Below are 23602 nucleotides of genomic sequence, written 5' to 3'. Positions count from 1 at the left end.
ATGCGTTCAAGATTTATAGGCGGCATCTTATTGATAGTTGGTACCTCCATTGGTGGTGGAATGTTAGCTCTCCCAGTAGCCAATGCAGCAACCGGTTTTTGGCAATCATCTCTGTTTCTTCTTATCTGCTGGGCCTTTATGACCTTCGGGGCCTTTTTCATCCTGGAAGCAAATCTGTACTTGTCCAGAGGAAAACACATGGTTTCTATGGCCAAGGCAACTCTGGGTGATTATGGATTACTTACTGCCTGGATTAGTTACCTCTTCTTATTGTACACCTTGCTTTCCGCTTACATTTCTGGCGGTGCTGATGTATTGAACAGCCTTTTGTCCAAGGTCAATTGGCATCTCAGTGATTGGCAAGCAAGCTCGATATTTACTTTAATTTTTGGCCTGGTGGTATATGGCGGCATTCATTCTGTCGACGTTGCTAACCGTGCTCTCATGTTCGGTAAATTAGCTGTTTACTGCATACTCGTTATCCTTATTGCCCCGCACATCGAATTTCACTATTTTCAACATGGTGATTATCGGCACATTGGTGGTGCCATTATGATTTTAATTACTTCTTTTGGTTTTGCTATTATCGTGCCAAATCTGAGAGATTATTTTGATGATGACATTAAGACATTAAAAAAAGTCATTTTTATTGGTTCATTAATACCTTTAATATGCTACATAGCATGGGATGCCGTAATTATTGGTTCACTCCCTTCAGCCGGGAGCAATGGACTTGAAAGTCTAATGCAAAATCCGCGTACAACCAGTGCACTAGCCAGTTTGTTAACCGATAAAGTCCAAAACACCACCATCAGTGCTCTCTTTAATTTTTTTACTTCTATTTGTATGTTAACTGCCTTTTTAGGTGTATCACTATGTTTATTCAGTTTTCTTGCCGATGGCTTAAAATTACGTGAGCGAGGCCGCCATGGATTTGGTTTATTTGTTTTGACTTTTTTACCGCCTTTACTCATCGTCATTTATTATCCCGGGGCTTATATTTATGCTTTGCGCTATGCCGGCGTATTTTGCATTATATTACTACTATTATTGCCCGCCCTAATGTGTTATTTTGGCAGAAAGCGCTACAAATCGCCCTTTTTGGTTCCCGGCGGTAAAATATCACAGTTCTCAGTGATTATTGTTTCTGTGGCATTGTTGGCACATGAATTTATTACACTTTTTAAATAAATGAATTAGTGTTATTACTGGCTTTTTTACTTTGATAGCAGGTAAAACATTAAAACTTAATAGACAGGATGTGTAAATTGAACGTTTAGGCCATTTGAGCAGAAAAAATGACCAATGCCTGTGACAAGGAAGTTGACTTTTATTGAGGAACAAAGTATCATTTTGTTCTATATTTGCACTGTTTTTGGGTTATACTTCGTGATCAATTCAAAATTAATTGGCGGTATATTGCTCATAGTAGGCACTTCGATTGGTGGTGGTATGCTTGCACTACCTGTCTCTACAGCCGAGGTGGGATTCGCGAACTCATTATTTTTCCTGGTTTTTTGCTGGTTTGTGATGACCGCAGGAGCTTTGTTAATTCTTGAGGTAAATCTTCGGCTTCCGGCAGGCAGCAATATGATTTCAATGGCGAAATCAACTTTGGGCCTACCAGGCCAGGTGATTGCTTGGATAACGTATCTTCTGCTTCTTTACACCTTGCTGGCAGCCTATATTTCAGGTGGAAGCGATGTATTCAGCAGTTTATTGCACAAGGCTCATATTGATTTACCCAATTGGATAACCTCTGTAATCTTTACTGCCTTGTTCAGCCTCATTGTATATAGCGGGATACGCTCCGTAGACTACGTTAATCGTGGGCTTATGTTTGGCAAGCTAGGCGTCTATGTTTTATTGGTTATCATTATCAGTCCGCATGTATCAGCAGCTGGATTAACAGGCGGATCAGCGAAAGCCTTTACTGGTACTCTCATGATCTTGGTTACCTCTTTTGGATTTGCATCCATAGTGCCCAGTTTACGTGATTATTTTAATGATGATATACGTAGCCTGCGTCGGGTTATTTTGTTTGGTTCGCTTATCCCATTATTTTGCTACATCGTCTGGGATGCAGTGATTATGGGCGTTATCTCACGTGAGGGAGAAAATGGTTTATTGTCCTTAATGAACTCGGATCATGCAACCAGCGGTCTCACAGAAGCGCTTAGCCAATCAGTAAGCAGTCAGTGGATCAGTGGTTTTTTTGGTTTTTTCACTTCTATCTGTATGGTTACCGCATTTCTGGGCGTTTCATTAGGGTTATTTGATTTTCTTGCTGATGGATTAAAGCTCAAAAAATCTGGCAATCAAGGCAAATATACGCTGGCTCTCACTTTTATTCCTCCATTGGCAGTGGTGTTGTTTAACCCAGGCATCTACCTGCATGCATTAAGTTATGCTGGGGTCTGTTGTGTGATATTACTGCTGTTATTACCCTCTATCATGGCATGGAAAGGGAGACAAACCTGTAGCCAATCGCCATCAGAAACTCATTTGGTTCCAGGAGGAAATCCAGCTTTAGGCCTTATAGGATTTATCGCCATTGGTTTGCTTATTATTGCGATCATGTATTAATTAAAATCCTGAATGTCAGTGTTAAAAAGTACAAATTTGACAAGATTTAAAATATACAGTGAAACCAATTGAACGGCTATCCTGTAAATCAGATAAGGAACCTTTATTCATTGTTCTGTTCTTTATCCTGAAAATAAGAGATACTTCATCCTAAAATATTGATTTTATAAGTTATGGTAAAAATCAGACCTTTTCTGAAATGGGCAGGAAGTAAGTACAACTGTTTAAATGAAATTATCTCGTCTTTACCCACTGGCCAGCGTTTAATTGAGCCATTTGCAGGTTCAGGTGTAGTTTTTATGAATACCAGCTACTCATCCTATCTACTGGCCGAAAGCAATTCTGACCTGGTTAATATTTACCGGGTTCTAAAGATAGATGGCGAATCCTTTATAGACTATTGTCAGCAATATTTTACCCCCGAAGCCAATTGCAAAGAAAAATATTATGAGCTGCGAAGTGAATTTAATAATTTAATGGATTCAAATCAAAAATCAGCAGTTTTTCTCTATCTTAATCGGCATGGATATAATGGTTTGTGCCGATACAATTCAAAAGGAAAATACAATGTCCCTTTTGGTCTTTACGAAAAACCTTATTTTCCAAGTAAGGAAATGATGCTGTTCTATAAAAAATGTCCTTCAGCCCAATTCATTCACGGGGATTTTAGAAACACTTTTGCTTTGGCGGAACCAGGTGATGTCATTTACTGTGACCCACCTTATGTGCCACTGACTGAAAACAATCAAACATTACCCTATAACCAAAAATTATTTTCTTTAGAAGATCAAATTGAGCTGGCAGAATTAGCTCGGGAAACAGCCTCCAAAGGAATTCCTGTCATCATATCGAATCATGATACTGAATTTACACGACATTATTACAAGAAAGCACAGATAAAGAGTTTTTATGTGCCACGCTGGATAAGCTGCAGAAGTCAGTTGCGGCTACCTGTTAAAGAGCTGATTGCGATATTCAACTGTCCATCCTGACAAAGGCAAAGGATGACCTTTGCCAAAATTAAGATTCAGAATTACTGGAGTGGTCCTTATCTTTAATAAAGAAAGCCAAAATAGTTACCAAAAGTAATGAAATGGGTAATATCGAAAGTGCGACTTGATAATCATCAACAGTATAGATATGTTCACCTGCCACTATACCGCTATCGCCAAATGTATCCAGTAACTTTCCCACGAGTGGTTGAAAAACAGCGCCAGCCAAAGAAATAATCATATTGGTTACTGCAAAAACTGTCCCTGATAATTTGGCACCACTACATTCCTTAGCCATAATAAAAACTATAATTTCAGTCGCACTGAAAACACCATACAAGAATAACAATATATTCAAGGTAAGATAGGATAGCCCGGGGCAATACAAAACAAAGCTAATGCATATTAACGATACTATCGCACCAATCACCAAAGGCAATAATCGCCTGCGGGTAATATCGGATATGTACCCCGCCAATGGAGCTCCTACGGCCCATCCCAGAAAAACAGCAGAAACAGTTTTTGCAGCTTCTACTTTGGTTAAATGATGAGCTTGCTCCAAATAGGTTTTACCCCATAACTCTCCAAATACTGATAATGAAGTATAAAGACAGGCTCCAACAAATCCAATAAGCCACACTTCATGAGACATAAGTACTTTAAGTACGTTATGGAAAAATTCAGGCCAAGGATATTTGTTGGGTTGATATCCTTCTGGACCATCTCTAACGACAAAGAATGTTAATATACACAACGCAGAACCAATCATTGCAATATGCATTAAAACATGATCCCAACCTATGATCTCTGACCATTCGGTTATTTTGATTTCACCATAAACCAGTCCTAGCATACCTAGCGTAGTAATCAAACCAGCCACTAAAGAAAAATAACGGCGTGGCAGCCAATGCAAGGCCAGAGATAAAACACCAACAAAAGCGAAGGAAGATCCAAATCCGACCAGGAATCGACCAATACCCACCAGTAGAATTGACCAGGTTAAAGTAAACATCCAGGAACCCAAGGCACAACACAAGCAGGCAAAAGTTAAAAGTCGTCTCGGCCCATAGCGGTCCATTAACATCCCTACTGGCATTTGCATGGGCGAATATGCAAAATAATACAGGGCTGAAATCTGCCCAAAAGTGGTAGCAGAAATATGTCCCAAAGCCGTACTTAACTCCGTTTGCAAAGCTCCCGGAACAATTCTGAGGATAAATTCATAACAGTAAAAAACAGCCCCGACAAAACAGACCAGGACACCATATGAAATTTGTTTTTTAGTAGTCATATTATTTAGGTGCTTTTGCATGAGTTTCTTTTAGAAAGAAAGTTAAAATGGCTGCTATCAGTATACCCAATGGAATTATGGATAAGGCAAACTGATAATCATCTACGGTATATAGTTTACTCATGTTATCCACTGCAATACCGGTAGTATCACTTAAATGAGTTGATAAACTGAAGTCTAATAAATGTCCTACTAACGGTTGCAAAAACATAGCGCCAAGCATGACTATCATATTAGTCACCGCCATTGCTGTTCCAGCCGCCTCACCAGGACTCAACTCTCTTCCCACCGCAAAAACGATGGCTTGAGCGCTATAAAGCAATCCTAATAAAAACATTAACGCCTGAATATTTGATTCATTTAATCCAGGTAAATATAAAATCATCATCATGACAATTGCAGCGCCACTAGCACCAATTAACATTGGAAATTTACGTCGATACAAGCGATCTGAAATATATCCCATTATTGGAGCGCCAATAATAAATCCTAAAAACAGTATGGAATTAGCCAATCCTGCCGCTTGAGTAGTTAAACCATGGGCATGGTGTAAATAGGGAATACCCCACAATTCTGCAAAGACCGTAGTAGGCAGGTAAACTAAACAGCCATACATTCCATTGACCCATATCTGCCGGCTAGTAATAATAATTCCCAGATCAACTAACCCTTTCTTAAGAGTGGGAACTGTTCCGCTTTGCCTGTGCTGCCCCTTCCTATCCTTGATCCCTGCCCACAAGACTAAAGTCAATACAATACCGAAAGCTGCGGTCATGTTAAGTGTCTTAACCCAGCCCATTTTAACGATGAACAATTCCAGAAAGTTATCGCCCAGCATAGCACCGATAGGGCCTAATGCGGACGTCATGCCAGATATCATGGCCAGCCGGTTTTCAGGTAACCAAAGAGTGGCGATCTTTAACACACCGACAAAGGCGAAAGCGGAGCCAAATCCAACTAAAAAGCGACCTGTTGCGGCCACCCAAAAAATAGTTGTCCCAGTAAACATATACGTTCCAATAACGCAGACCAAACAGGCCATTGTTAACAGTCTCTTCGGCCCATACCTGTCCAATAAAACCCCAACTGGCAATTGCATAGGAACATAAGCTAGATAATAAATGGAAGAAAGGAAGCCAAAACCAGACGCCGATAAATTAAAATGAGTCCTTAAAGCGTTTTCCATTACACTTGGTGCAATGCGTAACAAATACTCATAACTATAAAATATTGCCCCCAGCCCACAAAGTAGCCATCCTATCATTGCATAGTTAGTTCGGTTTTCTGTATGCAAAATTATCTCCTTAACAATTAGTCAAGTATTTTTAAATCCTATTTTAGTTCCCATTTCTGCATCCCAGCATATCTTATAAGCGCACAAAAGCTCATCTTGCAGTCTTCCAGAAAACCAGCGATGGCTTTCAAAGAATTTTCCAGGATATCCTTTGTTTAAACGCTAATAAGACCTAAACTGCTTACTTCTATAAGGTGAATTTATTACCTTATAAATTATTAAATTGACTCGCGCCACTCGCTATCGCAGCTTTCGCTACAGCAGCAGGAACCCTCTCTTTAAGGCGAGGGTCGATAGGCTTTGGAATAATATAGTCAGGTCCAAAATCCCAATTCACAACTCCTGGGTAATTGTCCTTCACTACCTGAGGAACAGGCTCATGCACCAATTGACGAATGGCTTCAACAGCTGCAATTTGCATGGCCTGGTTAATGCAAGTGGCACGTACATCTAACGCACCACGAAAAATATAAGGAAAACATAATACATTATTAACTTGATTAGGATAATCACTTCGGCCTGTTGCCATCACCAGATCCTTACGCACACTATGAGCCAATTCGGGTTTGATTTCAGGATCAGGGTTAGATAACGCAAAAATCACTGGATTGGGTGCCATCAAGCTTAATAAATGGGCATTTAGCAAATCTGGCCTTGCAACGCCAATAAACACATCAGCATCAACCAAAGCATCTTCCAGTGAACGACAGGAAGTATTTCTAGCAAAAGCAAACTTATAGGGATTTAAATCCTCACGGCCCGAATGAATAACTCCCTTGGTATCCAGAAGAAGCATATTACTTTTTAGAGCCCCTAATGCCACAAGAAGTCGCATAGAAGCAATACCTGCAGCTCCAGCGCCCATACAGACAATTTTAATGTCGCTTAATTTCTTGTTCTGTAATTCCAACGCGTTTAACAAGCCTGCTGCAACTACAATAGCAGTACCATGTTGATCATCATGGAATACAGGAATATTTAACTGCTCAATCAAAGCTTGTTCTATTTCAAAACACTCCGGAGCTTTGATGTCTTCAAGATTTATGCCGCCAAAAGTTGGGGCAATGCGTTTTGCAGTAGCAATAAAAGACTGTGGATCCTCGGCATCGATTTCTATATCAAAGACATCCAGATCAGCAAATCGTTTAAATAATACCGCTTTGCCTTCCATCACAGGTTTACTCGCTAAAGGTCCAAGATTTCCCAAACCTAACACTGCGGTGCCATTGGTCATCACCGCAACCAGATTGCCTTTGCTGGTAAAACGATAAGCATTTTCTGGCGCTTCAGCTATGGCTAAAACTGGGGCAGCTACACCAGGTGTATAGGCCAAAGACAAATCGTCTTGGGAATTAGTCGATTTTGTAAGATGAACAGAGAGTTTCCCTGGAACAGGGAACTCATGATAATCCAATGCCCGCTGCTTTATTACTTCATTATCCAAAGTGCATACTCTCTATTTCAGATCACGCGGTGAAAACATCATATCAAAAATTTGAATTTTTAATCCTCTCTTAGAGAAAAGGCACAAAAAATTTGTGCCTTTGTTAAAAACTCAAAAATTAAAATATTATTCTTTTGATTTGGCTTGCCCAGTACGCATATTATACCTGTCACGGAATTTCTGAACACGGCCACCAGTATCAACCAACTTTTGTTTTCCTGTATAAAAAGGATGGCACATTGAACAAACTTCTATGTTCAAATCTTTACACAAAGTAGAACGAGTTTCAAATACTTCACCACAGCTGCATGTTACTTTAACTGTTTGATAATCAGGATGAACTGATGCTTTCATAATACCACTCTCTTCTAGTTTCAAATAAGTATCGCCACCTGGACGCTATTGCCAAGCACCATACTCTACACAAATGAGTCAAAACAATAGCAGAAATGATCTCATAAAGCAATTTTTTCTCAAACACCTCAGACATTTATAATTCTAGCTCAACCCAAACCGGCGCATGATCGGAAGGCCTCTCTGCTTTTCTTGGTTCTTTATCGATTTTGGATTGTCGACATAAAGCATTTAATTCATGGCTCAATAGCACATGATCAATGCGCAAACCACGATTACGTCGGAATGCTGCGGCTCTATAATCCCACCAGCTAAACGCTTTTTCTTCCTGAGCAAAATTACGGAAACTGTCATGTAAACCCAATTCAAGTATCTTCATAAATGCTTGCCTTTCAGGAGGGCTGACCAAAACACAACCTTCCCACTCAACTGGATCATGGACATCCCGATCTTCGGGCGCAATATTAAAATCACCCACAACTGCTACTTTAGAATAAATGCTTATCTCATGTTGAATGAAACGAGTCACTTTATTTAACCAATCCAGTTTATATTGGTACTTGTCTGAAGTCAGTTCTCCACCATTAGGCACATAAAGATTAATCAATCTGATTCCTTTTACCGTAGCAGCCAGGATACGCCGCTGAGGATCTTCCAATTCTGGAATATCGGTTTGAATATCTGTCATAGGATATCGACTAATAATGGCAACCCCGTTATAAGTTTTCTGACCTGAAAAAATGACGTGGTACCCTTTGTCTGTAAATGAAACAACAGGAAAGTTCTCATCAGTCAGCTTAGTCTCCTGCATGGCAAGCACATCAACTTGTGAAGACTCAAGCCATTGCAAAACCTGTTCCAGACGGACTTTTAATGAATTAACATTCCAGCTAGCGAGTTTAAACACACCAGTCTCCCTTGTATTCAATCATTAAAGGGGCATGATCCGAAAAACGTGCTTCGCGAAAAATTCGGCTGTCCGCGACATATTCAGTCAGACCAGGCGTAATCACCTGATAATCAATCCGCCACCCGACATTCTTTTCCCAGGCTCTAGCTCGATAAGACCACCAGGTATATTGCTCTTCTTCCTGATTATGTACCCTAAAAGCGTCTACAAACCCCATAGAACCAAATAACTCATCCATCCAGGCACGTTCTTCGGGTAAAAATCCTGAGTTTTTCTGGTTCCCTCTCCAATTTTTTAAATCTATCTTTTTATGCGCGATGTTGTAATCACCACAAATAATTAACTCTCTTCCCTCATTTTTTAAATTCATCAAGTGTCTGGCAAATTGCTCCAGAAAAGCATATTTCACTTCTTGCCGATCCTCACCACTTGTTCCAGAGGGCAAATAAAGAGAAATCACACTTAATTTAGGGTAATCAAATTGGATATAACGCCCTTCTTTATCACAATAATCAAACCCAAGCCCTTTCACAATACGCACGGGTTTATATTTTGAATAAATGGCAACCCCACTGTAGCCTTTCTTTTCAGCATCAAAATAATCACAAAAATAATCCCTTGGAAAATAAAGTTCTTCCGGGATTAATTGCTCTACTTGCGATTTAGTTTCCTGAATACATACAAAATCAACATCCTGCCCTACAAGCCAATCATAAAATCCATTACGGGCAGAAGAGCGTATGCCATTGGCGTTAAAACTAATTACTTTCATTACTTAGGGTACTCCGCTGTCATTATTGAACAGTTAAATGTTAATCTTATCAACCTTATGATTCTTCCAAGCATCTGACAATACTCTCAAGTACGTCCCCAGTTCTCAATAACACGTCATCATTCCAAAACCGCAAAACCTTATAACTTAATGTGCTAAAATAGGCGCTCCGGTCTTTATCATACTCTTTATTTAAAAGATGTTGTCCACCATCCAGTTCAACAATGAGTTTTCTCTGAATACAAACAAAATCGACAATATAATTCCCAATAGGAACTTGTCTTTTAAATTTGTATCCTTTTAATCGATGTGCTCTTAGATAGTACCATAAACAATTTTCAGCATCAGTGCTCCTTTTCCGGAGAGATTTTGCTTGTTTCAATAATTTAGCATCAGCTGGAACCACTTATTCCCCTCTCCCCACCCCTCTCCCGCGAATCATACCCAAATTTTTTTATACAATTTCTTTCGCGGGAGAGGGAGTTTTTGTTTAAATATCAGTATCAATCAACTCACATAACCATCAACTTTAAGAAAGCTTTAGTTTCATTAAGGATCCCCTCGCCCCTTTGGGGAGAGGGTAAGGGAGAGGGGAAATAAACATCCAAACCCTCTCAAACCTTCAGTCCCATTGCTACACGTCCCAGTCTTTCCCCCATCGCTTTAGCCAATGTGATCTCATCCTGGCTTAATGGATTATCGCTATCAGCACCAGCCACATGGGTTACTCCATAAGGTGTGCCGCCAGACTGCGTACCGGTTAGGGCAGGTTCAGTATAGGGAACACCCAATAAAATCATGCCATGATGTAACAAAGGAATCATCATGGAAATCAAAGTCGTCTCCTGTCCACCATGCATACTGGCTGAAGAAGAAAACACACAAGCAGGCTTGTTCACCAGATCTCCACCCAGCCACAAAGAAGTAGTTCCATCCCAAAAATACTTCATTGGAGCAGCCATATTACCAAAGCGAGTAGGGCTACCTAAAGCCAACCCATGGCAGTGACGCAAATCATCCAAGGAAACATAAATTGCGCCAGCGTCAGGCACGGGTTTATCCACTGCTTCGCAGGTGGTAGAAACAGGAGGTACAGTACGTAATCTGGCTTCAATCCCAGACACACTTTCCACTCCACGAGCGATATATTGTGCTAATTGTGCCGTTGCTCCAGTACGGGAATAGTATAAAACCAAAACATAAGGATTAGACATGATACTGCTCCATAGCGTTTTTTGCCTTTTTTCATCATTTTAATAACGTGAAATGAATTGCAAGGCTTATTATCGAATGAACGCATGAGTATATAGCAGCGAGAAAAATGGCGCGAGAATATTTTCCAATTGATAAAACATTGGTGAACTTCCTGTACACCAATGCAATGAGTTTATCTTACTGTTCTACTACCAGATTTCCATTAGCGATCATTTGATTCACAATATCATGCGAATTGTTGGTAGCGAAAACAGCTGTTAAATCCACGTCTTCTAATATAATAGTTTGCGCTGGAGCATCAAAGTTTCCATTGCCATTAGGATCTACTTTAATGGCTGTGTCACCCTCTTCTGTGGTAGAAACATTCAAATAATTATCCAGGCTATTGGTTTCCAGATCCGCATCGGATAGCAAATCACTTAAATTAAGAACACTGGCATCTGATGATTGATCAACAGGATTAGCCTTGAAGTCAGTGATGGTATCTACGCCACCATCATCATCGCCGCTTAACCAGAAGAAGGTATCAACACCACCGCCACCGGTCATCGTATCATTTCCTTGGCCGCCTCTTATAAAATCATTTCCGGTAGTACCATGCAACACATCATTGCCATTACCACCATTTAATTCAGGGTTATTTACCAACATGGTAAGACTATGATCATCAAGCAACAAATCTTGAACAACGTCGTCATGCATTGTCGTCTCTTCAGCCTGAGCCTCTACTGGCTGTTGTTCTTCTTGTGTTTCCTGGGCCATTTGAGCTTGTTGGTCATAATAGTTCACAGGAATATTATGTTCATCCATAAAATCATTAATCACGGCATTAACTTCTTGCGCCAATTCATGATTCACCTCTGATTTGGCTGAAGGGTCATCAACAGTGTGTTCTGTTTGCAATGTAGCCTGATGAGATGTGTCCGCAACATTATTCTCTTCCCAGTTCACAACCACAGCGGAAAGCTTATCTTCAAAAGAATTGAGTTGTTCATCCGTAATATCTCCATCAGCATAAGCCTTAAGAACGGCACTCATATTTTTAAGAGCATCTAATGGCAAATACCCTATCAATGCCATTTCAATAGCTTGGGCATATATACCTTGGGTCACATGCTGTATCTTGCTGATGGCTGTCAGAGCATCTTCTCCGGGCTCAAGAGTCAAAATACTAGCCTCTAACGCTTTCTGGCCAGCTGCCATATAGTCAATGATATCCGCTGTAACCAGGGCATCTAATCCCAGATGATTTGAAATAGACTGTAAGAAACCCTGATCGCTAAAATCAGCGACTATCCCTTCCGGAAGATCAAGTAATGCTTGACTAATGGCTTCAAAAACAGCGAATGAAACATGGCTTTCATCGGTTGAATAGTGTATTGCGGCTATTTCAGCAAACTGAATGGCCGCAGTCATTACACCTGCGTTTTGAGCCAAGACTTCACCACTGCCAGTAATGGGATTGAAACTGATAATTTGTGTTCCCTCAGGCAGTCCCAAGCGCGCGACCAAAGCAGCATTAGCTGTCTCATAATCCATACCGGCTTCTAACTGAGCTTGCAAGAGGCTTGTCAGTGGTGATATGACTGCTGAACCTACTGGCCCGTAAAGATTAATTTCATAACTTAAACCCGTATCTATATCAAAACCACCCGTTTGAACAGCACGAGCCTCGCCTATAACATACTGTCCATCTCCGTTGACATCGAATTTGGAGAGATCAACGACCCATTCCACATGACCATATTGATTGGTGATACCTAGTCTTTCCCCTTCATCTTCCTGATTATTGGCATTCAAATCCAGATACAAAACAGCGCCAACGATTGTTCCATCAATGGTAGCTGTTCCGCCGCTTATAACCACGCCGTTCAAGTGAGTCTTTCCAGAGTCATTTAAAACTGCGCCATTGGATAATGTCACCTTAAAGTGTTCTGTAGCAGCATCAGAATAATTAACCCTAATGGTATAAGTGTTAGAGACAGGGGTGGAAACACTAACACCAGTAATGTTATTACCATTGATAACAATCTTATCAATATTCACTTCAAAGTCTGTAATAGTGTCGATCGGAGCTGCGCCTGCACTGGCGCCTCCTTGTCCTTTCACAAGTATGAATTGATCAGCGCCTGAGCCACCGGTGAGTGTATCATTGCCTGTTCCACCCACAATGACATCATCCCCAGAACCAGCGTCAATGATATCATTGCCTTCCTGTCCGTATATTCTGTCATCTCCCTGGCCTCCGCTAATGGTGTCATGTCCACCAGAACGTTTACTACCACTAGAGAGTACTGTTTCTCTGCCAAGTTCATCAGCATGATTTTTTATATAATCCAAGGTATCTTGCCTGCTCCATCCATGATTAGCTTCGAGTTCTTCAAATACTGCCCAACCTGATCCTTTAGGTAAATCAAGACCTTCATCTTCAGCCAGTTTATCAGTGAATAACACATCCCCAAAGATTAAATCATTTTCCTCATTAGCTTGAATGGTATCACTACCCGCTGCAAGCAAAACATTAAATGGATTTAATTCATCCAGTATATCTTGTAACACTTCAGGAGAGTCAGCAATATAAGGTTGGCCTGTACTATCTATTTCTTGTAAATAAACGCTAAAATTATCCGCTATAGAAACCGCACGCAAAGGACCATACGCTTGCAAAGCGTCTACTTCATTGAAAGTATCTGCAATACTTCTTACGTAGTCATTTGTAGTTTGTGTTGTTCCAGAACTACGTGAATTTACCGATTGAGTTTCAAAAATACCATCACCATTAGTGTCAACAGAATAGCTTTGAGTACCATCCAAATCTCTGGGGTCAGACTCTGTGAGATTATTAATGCGATCCGATGTAGCTTGTCCTCCAGCATGCTCACCGAATAGATTTTCCCAGAGAACTTCCTCTGTTTGGCTTCCATTTCCATAGACACGAGCAATATTTGTATATTCAGTACTATTCCCATCCATATAAAAAGTAGGAGCGCCATCAGTAAAAAATAGAGTTTGTTGCACATCCACTGTTCCAGACTGGCTATTATACCATTGTAAGGTTTGCCCTAAAGCTGCCTCATAGTTTGTTCCAGCTAATAAACCTTGTTGTATCTGTAATCCAGATATAAAGTCTAAAGCCTGTTGCAATTCTCCACCAGTAATTTCAAAAGTGCCTGTACCATTAACTACTGATGCAAATTTGACTAAATGAACTGTAATACTAGCATTAGGTGTATTACTTAACTCAGTTAATATATCAGTCATCGTTTGTTTTAGTACTTCTAAACGAGTTGTTCCTCCGAAATTTTGACCCATACTACCTGATTCATCTAAGATAAATGCAATTCGAGCAGTAGTACCAACAATCTCTACACCGCCAACATCACCAATCAAAATATCCGCGCCTGCACTTCCATCAATAACACCAGTGTCACCTCCCACACGGTGAGGGACATTAGAGATGGAAGTATCATCGACATTTTCTCCAACCTTAAATACTGAAGGAGACAGATTAATTTCTATTGAAGAAGTTATTTTATCACCATCTGAATCAGTCAATGAAAGACCCATATTAATATTGATTTCAGAAGGAGTCGTTTTAATTGTATCGTAAGAGAATAAACCAATATCAAATGTTTCACCATTTAAACTGGAGTTTGAAACTCCATGAGCTCCTGAACGTGCGTTTTCTATCTCTACGCGATCATATCCATTAGCTGATCTAAGTGTTATCGTATCATTTAAATTTAAACCGCTAATTAAATACCCACCACTAGCATTAACCGCGGTTGGAGTAACCGGCACACCATTCACTAAAATTTGTGTGAGCGCTACTTGCGGATCATCTCTCAATGCATCTTGATGCGCTAAATTATTTGCAGCACTAACTGTATTGTTAGTTGGATCATCATCATCAGCATTATAAGCACGAACCCATACTTCTATTGATCCTGCCGGAGGACTTCCTGTAACCTGAACAATTTTAAAACTAAAATTATTAACGGTATAATGATCATCGTATTCATAAGTCATATTGGAGGTTGTGCCATTAGTAGAAGCATTCCTGACAAAATCAAGGCGTAAATTCTCGCGATCATTCATATTTTGATTATTGACGCCTATACCTTGAGTACTTGTATTAACAGTAGCGTCAGTAAAAGTGCCATTATCGTTTCGTATGTAACCAGAAAATAATATATCTTCTCCGGGAGCACTGGCATTCTCAAGATATATAAACTCTCTGCTAGTCGCATTAACCCCATTAAAATTTGTAATGCTCACATTCGTTGATGTACTAATAGGCTGGAACAATTCAAATTTATAGGTGTCATTACTTGCGTTATAGTTCATATCCGGCTGCAAAGTAGTCCTAAACACAATTGAGGAACCCACGTCACCAGGCCCACCATTAATCCATCCCTCAACCACATTATTACCACTCACGTAATAGTGAATGGCAGACCCTCCAGAGGTTAAAGTCTGATTAGGAACACCATCAACTGTCCCTGTAACAAGTTGCCCGTTAGTGATGCCTGAAAAAGCAATTGTACCGAGTTGATCAGCACCGACGTTATTATCAATATTGGCATCAAAATCCAGATCAAATGTTCTTACAATACCAGCTTGATTCGTTACAAAACCTTCTTCAGGTGTAATTGCTTTAGGTACATCGTCATCAATTGTTACTTTTAGAGTTCCAATTGCAGTATCCCCATCGCCATCAATAACTCGATAATTAAGATTCACAAATGGATCAACCAATCCTTCGGTATTATCAGCAACAGCATGATGATTAATAGCAGCCAGCAGAGTAAACGTATACTGACCTGTTGTCGGATTAACTACTATTTTAAACACATCGTTAACCCCTAAGGTTCCTCCTGTTCGATAGGCTGTCAGTGTATTCGTACCAGCACTCCAGTTACCAACACTCCAGTTATAAGTAATATTGTCATTACCTATGACAGCACTCAGACCATGCATACCTTGAAAATCAACACTACCAGCACCATCAGCACCAAAATTAACAGGCAATGTACCAGTTAAATTGCTTTGAGCAGCATCTCCGGAAGCTGTGTCATTATTACCTCTCGGCAAATTGTCCTCATCAGCTACCAGGCTTATGGTGCCAACTGTTGGACCGTCGTCTTCAAAGCGCATCACTTGACCCAAATCCAGCTCGTCTTTCGCACTGTCCCCGTCTTTGTCCGTTACCGTCACTTCCAATTTCAAAGACCCGGCTTGAATGCGCTCTATGATGCCTCCGGCGCCAGACTCGTCATGGTCGCTGGCATTCTCGTGTTTGATGGCTCGGTATTGAAAAACTTCCACATCCCCATTGCTGGCGTTTAATGCCACCTTAAACACCACATCCCCATTGCCATTCTTGCCCAACACTTCCGTACCGCCCGCATTGGCAGACAAGACGATCGCCTGGTTGGTGGCCGTATCCACCAAACCCGAGGCCGGGGCACCCACCACAAGCTTAAAGAGTGTGGATTGCTCCCCATCAGAGCCCGCGTCTTTCGTTAGCGTAAACAAATCGCTGCCGACAAGCTTCGCATAACCAATGTCATTGGCATCGGCAGACACCGCTTCGTCGTTCGCATTCGCATCACCAACTTTCGCCCCTTTCGTTTCATCAAGCGTCAAGGCAGCGCCAGCCTTCACAGACATATCCACCACAGGACCGTCGTCTTCAAAAACAATCAGCTGTCCTATAGGTATTTCTGCATTAGATACATCCCCATCACCATCTATAACTATCACTAAAGCTGAAATGCGTCCTGTTAAATCAACCGCTTCATCATGGCTGCTGGTATCAAACTGTTTGATTGGGCCATACTGTGCAACAGTAATTGCACCGGTATTTGGATTCATGCGAATTGCAAAAAGTGCAGAGGCACCAATGTCACCTGCTCTTCCGGTAATATCACCATTGGATTCCAAAAAGAGATTGATAGGAGTACCATCTGTTGCTTGTAATCCTGAAACCGCATTGGTAATTTTTAAGAAATGGGCCATTGTTGCATTTTTATAATCCCCCCCCATTTCAGAAGTACTAGTATCAATAAGTTTCGCATTTTGCACCAAACCTATGGGTGTACCATAAATATTATTAAAAGGATCCACTGTAGTTGTTGGATTAAAATCGTCATTAGCTGCATCAGCATCACCGACTTTCATTCCTATAGTTTCATCCAGCAGGATTTCATTATTGGTCAATTGAGCCCTTGCTATTGGAACATCGTCTTGAATTCCTGCAACAACTGCATTAGCAGGCAGTGTTCTTGACTCTAAAACAGTGCCATCACTTGTTCTTGTGAAAGTCACATCAATTAAAGGTGAAAGATCTAATCTCATCCATTCGCTATCATCGCCATCAGCTGTTGGGTGATCAATCGAATCCATCAATGTTTGAGTTAACTGTCCATCTGCTGTCAACTCAAATTGCATAACGACTGCCCCGCTAGGAGTTGATGCTGATAAGGTGCGCTTATCAGCGGATAGACTATAAATTAGATCTATGCCGTCTGACGTTAATTTAGGAAGTGCACTGTAATTGGTGTTAAAAGCAAAGGAGGAAGCAACATCTGGTGAAGATGTAAGCAAAGAACTTAAAGAAGAACTTGCCGTTCTTGCTTGTCCTGCTGAATCAGGAATACCACTTGGCAAGGCATCCTCAAAGACTGTTAGCACCGATTGATTTGTGGTGAATTGGGGAATTTGCGGAATAAATTCAGGTTCGGTAATCGATTCGGATTCTGCAATCACCCCTGTATCTTCTGGCACGAACCAAAATAGTTGCTGGGTATCTGCCTCATAAGCAAAGGAAATGGGGCCAGTAGGATATCCTGCTGTGACCTGTCCGAAACCAAACAAAGGATCGATAATAAAAGCATCACCACCTGAACCAACAGCTACCGCACCCGCTGCTGCTGAGCCGAGAACATCAAGTATGACTGAAGGATCAATACCTTTGGCTATTGCTTCCTGGACCAGTTGCTCATTTAAATCTTCCACACCATTTTGCAGTGCGGGTGAAACACCATCCAATTTGACCGGTTTTCCCAAAGCTAGAGCTTCAGGAAATCCATGAATAAATTGTATGTAAGCCTCACCACTTAATAAAGTAAGTACATCCCCTTCCTCTAATCGAGCACCTGACTTTACCAGGCTTGCCTGTCCTTGCGCATTTACTTTTTCAAGCAATCCATTGACGGCTCTCACTATACCGATAACAGATTCTACTAACATGTCCTGTCCTCAAAATTTACTATTATTCATATTAATAATAGTTCAAGGATTATGCTTCCATGCGGTTAAAATGTAACATAAATGTAAACATTTGAATCATATTGATATAATTATATCTTGTTTTTATAGGTTTTTTTGCTTTAACAGTTTTGATATATGCTATTGACTTGCCTAGATTGGATAGGGCAATTGAATGATCACAAAATTGTAAAGAAGTATTATATTATCGATAAATTGGATAATTAGATAAATAACTTTTTATGAATTGATTTGTTCATGAGAGTTTAAACAGCCTAAATGACCGAATTAAAAACCTTTTTTAACAATGGGATTGGAATTTTGCGCAAATCCTGGCTATACAAAAACAGGTATAAAACGATATAGTTATACAATAAAAATCTTCTATTTAATCCATGAATTGGAAAGATAAAATAAAAACTAAATTCTATTCCTGCGATCGCTTTGTTCGGTTTGTTATCCAACATTTCATACAAGACGATTGTACCTATATTGCCTCGGCATTGGCCTTTACAAGCCTGCTGGCCGTTGTGCCATTGATGTCTGTGGGTTTGGCGATATTTTCTTCATTTCCCGTATTCAAAGGTTTGGCTGAGCCGGTACAGAATTTTATTTTTGACAATTTCGTTCCAGCTACAGGCAAAATTGTGCAAAGCTATTTACAGCAATTTACCTCCCAGGTATCAAAACTCTCAATTTGGGGTGTAGTCTTTCTAATTTTCACTGCTTTATTAGTCATGTTCACTATTGAACGGGCTATGAATAAAATCTGGAGGGTGAGTTCATCTCGACATGGTGTCTCTGCCTTTTTACTCTATTGGGCTATCATCTCTCTTGCCCCGGTTTTATTAGGTTTGAGCCTGGCAGCAAGCTCTTATTTATTCTCAATGCCAATATTGGCAGATCATGGAGCCCCTTACACCATTCTTCACTATTCCCCATTTTTTCTTTCACTGATTGGCTTTACCTTTTTATACGTGGTGGTGCCTAATTGCCCTGTCAAGATCCGCCATGCTTTTTGGGGTGGGCTGGTTGCCGCCATCTTGTTTGAATCAGCCAAGCATGCATTCGCTTATTATTTGATACGCTATAATACCTATGAATTGTTGTACGGGGCATTTGCCACAGTACCTATATTTTTCATCTGGGTTTATTGGGTATGGATTATTACTTTGTTAGGTGCTGAAATCAGTTATGCCTTTTCAGTGCATCATCAGCGTCGAGGAGGGAAATCTCTCGATGGCTTTTCACACGCATTGCTCTGGCTGCACCAGTTATGGCTAGCGCAACAACATGGGAAAGGATTAAGTTTTAATGATCTGGTGGATGCCAGTAAACAACCTTTCGCTGTGGACGTGGATGAAATGATCAATGCTCTGATTTATCATGAACTGATCCATGCTACCGCAGATGGGCATTACATGTTAAGTCGTGATCTCAGTCACGTTACTCTCTATGATTTGACTCAATTATTACCCTATCGCTTGCCAACTCATCTGGAACTGCAATATTCCAAAGCATCCCTTGCTGAACAATGGAGAGCTGCTTTTAAAAGGCATAATGAAGAATTGAAAAAATCCCTGGATATTAACCTGGAAGAATTATTCAAGAAGACAGGAATAGTACTTAAATAACCTCTTGTAATGATTTCAGGTTATTCAGGAGACAAGATAGCCCTGTAATGCAATCTGAAACCAGTATCACTGGCTTCTAAAACCTGAATGATAACTTAAGCAATTGAGCAGCACAAAAACGTATTACAAATTGAATTGTGAACCTGGATTATCACCCCTCAGAATCATAATTTGCGATTCAATAAACTTAATGCGTTTATCCAATGAACCGCCTTCTCTTGGCTTAAGTGCTTTCAAATCAGCGAGAATTGCTTCTACAGATGTGTATCTGGTTTGCGCAATCTGATGTACCGATTTGACATGATGTCTCCCCCAGTGCAATGTGAATATTAACCCCCAGAACGAGCCAAAGACACTGTCTTCCTTGGTATAATCTTTAAGTAATGCCTTAATCCTGGCGATATTGGATCCCCCTTTTGTACTGTCCCATATTTGTTTGTAACTGTCCGGGAATGTCATCTTGGGATTAGTTGTTTTAAAAAATGATGGTTTTGTATGATGGATTTTTACAACGTAATCATTAGACTTAGCTGGTCGATTTTTTTCCCTTTGATTCTGAATTTTTTTATCTGGATTTAAATATTGTGTTGGAACTGCTCTCAAGCCATTGGTAGCATAGAGATATAAATCACCTACATTATTTTGGAATTGTCCTAATTGATTATTTAAAGTGACATGTTCTACCTTTTCAGGATCGTAACTATCGTGGCCATGAATAAATGTGACTTTAAATTTTTTAGACGTTCGAATTAAATCCCCATATTCACGTCCCCAGACCGTTGCGGCAACCACTTCGTCTGTTGAATTTAAATATTCGCCTGCATAACCTCTATACATCATATCATGGGTATAAAGCGTGTGAATTTCTCCCGCAGATGCTTTTTCTGCGAATTTTTTGTTAATTGCATCAATTGTTTTAGCCAAATCAACAGCCGACTCTTCTGAATAGGGTACTTTAAATTTTCGGGCAAGCCCTCGAATATGACTTAAACCAATACCAGCATGGCTAAAAACTTTAATTTCATTTGCATCAGGATCCAAGGAGTAAGAAATAATTTTCAAGTGTTTTTTGTAAACTTGATGATAAATATTTAACACCTCTTCATTTGAAATCGCACCCGCAGCTATTGCTTCTTGTAAAGCATGAAATGAATTACCATGCTCAATATTTCCCAATCTTTTTGCGACTAATTTGTTACCATTTTCCTTGAATAGTTCACATGCCTCTACAAACTCAATTCCATGATTTGATAGTAATATTTCAAAATCAGCACCTTGATCGTGTAAAGCTTTTAATAATTTTAAGATGAAATAATCAATAACACCGCGATCGACTAATTCATCACCTATCAAGCGAACCAGTTTTTTAGTATTAATAATTTTGATTTGCGCTATTAATGCATTGTATTGTTCCTTGATTTCCTCCAGGCGCTCTTTTTTATTTTTAGCGCTAAAAACAGGTGCTTCTGTCCCCCAGTAATCTGCCTGAAGCTCTGGCAACGTATAAATTTCAGCAAATTTGGCATAGTTTTCGGGAGAAATATCAATTATTCCCTGGCGAACAAGGATATTGAGAAAAAGTAAGGCATTAGCGTGCAAATCTCCCATGCTAATATCGGTCATGGAAAAATCTGCTGTTACTTCAGGAAACGTTCTAATATCAATATTGGGATCAAGAATTCGCTTGGTTTTCATATATCACTAATAAAAACGACCATTATGTACATAATGATATCAAAATATACTGGCAGTGGCTTGTTTTGTGCAAAGAAAATTGTTTGACCAGGTAATTAAACTCCGATGAGAGATACCTCCTTCTTCAAGAAATATCTCCCATAATAAGTTGATATATTAAAAAATTTTAATGCTTAATTTCAGTTTTAACTGTTTTAAATTACAAAATATAACGCGCCAAATCTTCATCAGCGATTAGTTGGCCCAAGTTCTTTTCTACATAGGTTTTATCCACATGTACTGTTTCACCTGCTTTATCAGTCGCTTCAAATGACACCACTTCCAATAAACGCTCCATAACAGTATATAATCTTCTTGCTCCAATGTTTTCTGTACGCTCATTCACTTGCCAAGCTACTTCAGCAATACGTCGAATACCTGTTTCATCAAAGGTAAGAGTTAACCCTTCAGTTTCCATCAATGCAGAATACTGTAACGTCAAAGAGGCAGTTGGCTCAGTAAGGATTCGTACAAAATCTTCCACCGAGAGAGCTGACAACTCAACACGTATAGGTAAACGTCCTTGCAATTCAGCGATTAAATCAGAGGGCTTAGCTACATGAAAAGCGCCCGAAGCAATAAATAAAATGTGATCGGATTTTACCATACCGTATTTTGTTGAAACGGTAGTTCCTTCAACCAAAGGCAATAAATCTCGCTGAACACCTTCACGCGATACATCTCCCCCACCAACAGTATCAGAACGTTTGGCGATTTTATCCAGCTCATCAATGAACACTATTCCATTTTGCTCAACACTTTCAATCGCTTTTAACTTAATATCTTCTTCGTTAATTAATTTTGCCGCTTCTTCCTCTCTCAAAATTTTCATTGCCTTGGCAACGGTCATTTTTCGAGTTTTCGTTCTATAACTCCCAACTTGTTGAAACATAGACTGCAATTGGCTGGTCATCTCTTCCATACCAGGAGGAGCCATAATTTCAATGCCGACAGGTGTTGCCGCTACTTCAATTTCTATTTCATTATCATTAAGTTCGCCTTCACGCAGTTGCTTGCGAAACACTTGACGAGCGGTCGTGTTTTTCTCGCTGGGAGTTAATGCCCCTCGAGCAGGAGGGAGTAAAGCATCCAGGATTCGCTCTTCGGCCGCATCTTCTGCCAAATGCTCCACTTTTTTCATAGCGAATTCACGCTCTTGCTTGATTGCAATATCCGTTAAATCACGAATGATCGAATCGACGTCGCGCCCTACATATCCCACTTCCGTGAATTTGGTTGCTTCCACTTTAATAAACGGTGCTTTAGCTAAATTAGCCAAACGCCTTGCAATCTCCGTTTTACCAACACCGGTAGGGCCTATCATTAAAATATTTTTAGGCATTATCTCATTGCGCAATGTCGGATCTTTGATTTTCATTCGACGCCAACGATTACGTAATGCAATGGCTACCGCACGTTTTGCATCATCTTGACCAATAATGTGCTTATCTAATTCCTGTACTATCTCTCGAGGGGTCATGACCATATTATTTGCCTTCATCATTTAATTCTTCTATGGTTAAATTGTTGTTAGTGTAAATACAAATGTCACCAGCGATTGTTAAAGCTTTCTGGACAATCTCCTTGGCAGATAACTGTGTGTTTTCCATAAGAGCTCTGGCTGCAGCTTGAGCAAAGGGACCACCAGAGCCGATTGCAATTAAACTTTCTTCGGGTTCAATCACATCGCCATTACCAGTAATAATTAAAGAAGCCTTGCTATCCGCTACTGCAAGCACTGCCTCTAATCGACGCAGAATTCTATCGGTTCGCCAATCTTTAGCCAATTCAACAGCTGCTCTAATCAAATGCCCCTGATGCATTTCCAGTTTTGCTTCAAACCGTTCGAAAAGAGTAAAAGCATCTGCTGTTCCGCCTGCAAAACCAGCAATCACTTTATCTTTATACAACCTCCGAACTTTACGTGCATTGCCTTTCATCACGGTATTGCCAAGAGTAACTTGCCCATCTCCACCTATGACCACCTGATTACCGCGTCGTACCGAAAGTATTGTTGTCCCATGAAATTGTTCCAAAATAAAATCCTCAATTACATTGCAGAAACGAGGTAAATGGGGATGATACGTAAAAAATCAATAGGGAG

16 protein-coding genes are annotated in these 23602 nt (G+C 40.2%); 4 read left to right on the top strand and 12 right to left on the bottom strand.

Translation table 11 applies throughout. The features are described from left to right. From CC34_RS0115895 to CC34_RS0115885, 3 genes are all read left to right on the top strand, one after another. Positions 1-1191 carry an amino acid permease gene (locus tag CC34_RS0115895; RefSeq protein ID WP_027228648.1) on the top strand — a complete coding sequence of 397 codons (1191 nt, stop codon included), beginning with the start codon at positions 1-3 and terminating at the stop codon, positions 1189-1191. 198 nt (positions 1192-1389) lie between these two features. After that, on the top strand, positions 1390-2586 hold the full coding sequence (locus CC34_RS0115890; RefSeq protein ID WP_027228649.1) for an amino acid permease: 1197 nt from the start codon (positions 1390-1392) through the stop codon (positions 2584-2586). 173 nt (positions 2587-2759) lie between these two features. Beyond that, positions 2760-3578, top strand: coding sequence for a Dam family site-specific DNA-(adenine-N6)-methyltransferase (locus tag CC34_RS0115885; protein WP_028379726.1), 819 nt, complete (start codon positions 2760-2762; stop codon positions 3576-3578). 28 nt (positions 3579-3606) lie between these two features. On the opposite strand, the gene CC34_RS0115880 is transcribed toward CC34_RS0115885, so the two are convergent. From CC34_RS0115880 to rtxA, 9 genes are all read right to left on the bottom strand, one after another. Further along, on the bottom strand, positions 3607-4890 hold the full coding sequence (locus CC34_RS0115880) for an MFS transporter (protein ID WP_028378192.1): 1284 nt from the start codon (positions 4888-4890) through the stop codon (positions 3607-3609). Continuing rightward, positions 4871-6163 carry an MFS transporter gene (locus CC34_RS0115875; RefSeq protein ID WP_027228652.1) on the bottom strand — a complete coding sequence of 431 codons (1293 nt, stop codon included), beginning with the start codon at positions 6161-6163 and terminating at the stop codon, positions 4871-4873. The genes CC34_RS0115880 and CC34_RS0115875 overlap by 20 nt, the downstream gene beginning before the upstream one ends. 208 nt (positions 6164-6371) lie before the next feature. Beyond that, positions 6372-7607, bottom strand: coding sequence for a malic enzyme-like NAD(P)-binding protein (locus CC34_RS0115870; protein WP_028378191.1), 1236 nt, complete (start codon positions 7605-7607; stop codon positions 6372-6374). 126 nt (positions 7608-7733) lie between these two features. Further along, positions 7734-7961, bottom strand: coding sequence for a 50S ribosomal protein L31 (gene rpmE / locus CC34_RS0115865; protein WP_010946387.1), 228 nt, complete (start codon positions 7959-7961; stop codon positions 7734-7736). Positions 7962-8097: 136 nt separating this feature from the next. Then, positions 8098-8868: an exodeoxyribonuclease III gene (xth, locus tag CC34_RS0115860; protein ID WP_011214866.1), complete on the bottom strand. Its 771-nt coding sequence runs from the start codon at positions 8866-8868 to the stop codon at positions 8098-8100. Beyond that, positions 8861-9643 (bottom strand): exodeoxyribonuclease III, encoded by a 783-nt coding sequence (locus CC34_RS0115855; protein ID WP_011213237.1) that lies wholly within the window; start codon positions 9641-9643, stop codon positions 8861-8863. Before CC34_RS0115855 ends, xth begins: the two co-directional genes overlap by 8 nt. Positions 9644-9698: 55 nt before the next feature. After that, the gene (locus CC34_RS0115850) at positions 9699-10049 is read right to left on the bottom strand and encodes an endonuclease domain-containing protein (protein ID WP_011213236.1); all 351 of its coding nucleotides are present in this window, start codon (positions 10047-10049) and stop codon (positions 9699-9701) included. Between the two features lie 208 nt (positions 10050-10257). Next, positions 10258-10857, bottom strand: a complete 600-nt coding sequence (gene wrbA / locus CC34_RS0115845) for an NAD(P)H:quinone oxidoreductase (protein ID WP_027228655.1) — start codon at positions 10855-10857, stop codon at positions 10258-10260. Positions 10858-11035: 178 nt separating this feature from the next. Further along, entirely contained in the window at positions 11036-18112 is a 7077-nt protein-coding gene (gene rtxA, locus CC34_RS1000000117780) for an enhanced entry virulence factor RtxA (RefSeq protein WP_050598248.1), read from the bottom strand. A gap of 413 nt (positions 18113-18525) precedes the next feature. On the opposite strand from rtxA, the gene CC34_RS0115835 reads away from it, so the two are divergent. Further along, complete coding sequence (locus tag CC34_RS0115835; protein ID WP_027228462.1) at positions 18526-19764, top strand: YihY family inner membrane protein; 1239 nt, start codon at positions 18526-18528, stop codon at positions 19762-19764. 123 nt (positions 19765-19887) lie between these two features. On the opposite strand, the gene wip is transcribed toward CC34_RS0115835, so the two are convergent. The 3 genes from wip to hslV all read right to left on the bottom strand — a co-directional run bounded on the left by wip (position 19888) and on the right by hslV (position 23534). Next, positions 19888-21459 carry a Dot/Icm T4SS effector Wip gene (gene wip / locus CC34_RS0115830; RefSeq protein WP_027228461.1) on the bottom strand — a complete coding sequence of 524 codons (1572 nt, stop codon included), beginning with the start codon at positions 21457-21459 and terminating at the stop codon, positions 19888-19890. 199 nt (positions 21460-21658) lie between these two features. Then, entirely contained in the window at positions 21659-22984 is a 1326-nt protein-coding gene (gene hslU, locus CC34_RS0115825) for an ATP-dependent protease ATPase subunit HslU (RefSeq protein ID WP_027228460.1), read from the bottom strand. A 1-nt stretch (position 22985) separates the two neighbouring features. Then, positions 22986-23534, bottom strand: coding sequence for an ATP-dependent protease subunit HslV (hslV, locus tag CC34_RS0115820; protein WP_010946377.1), 549 nt, complete (start codon positions 23532-23534; stop codon positions 22986-22988). Positions 23535-23602 lie beyond the last annotated feature (68 nt).

Source organism: Legionella pneumophila subsp. fraseri (assembly GCF_000586315.1).
Classification (GTDB): domain Bacteria; phylum Pseudomonadota; class Gammaproteobacteria; order Legionellales; family Legionellaceae; genus Legionella; species Legionella pneumophila_B.
This window is presented reverse-complemented; position numbering and strand designations above follow the sequence as displayed.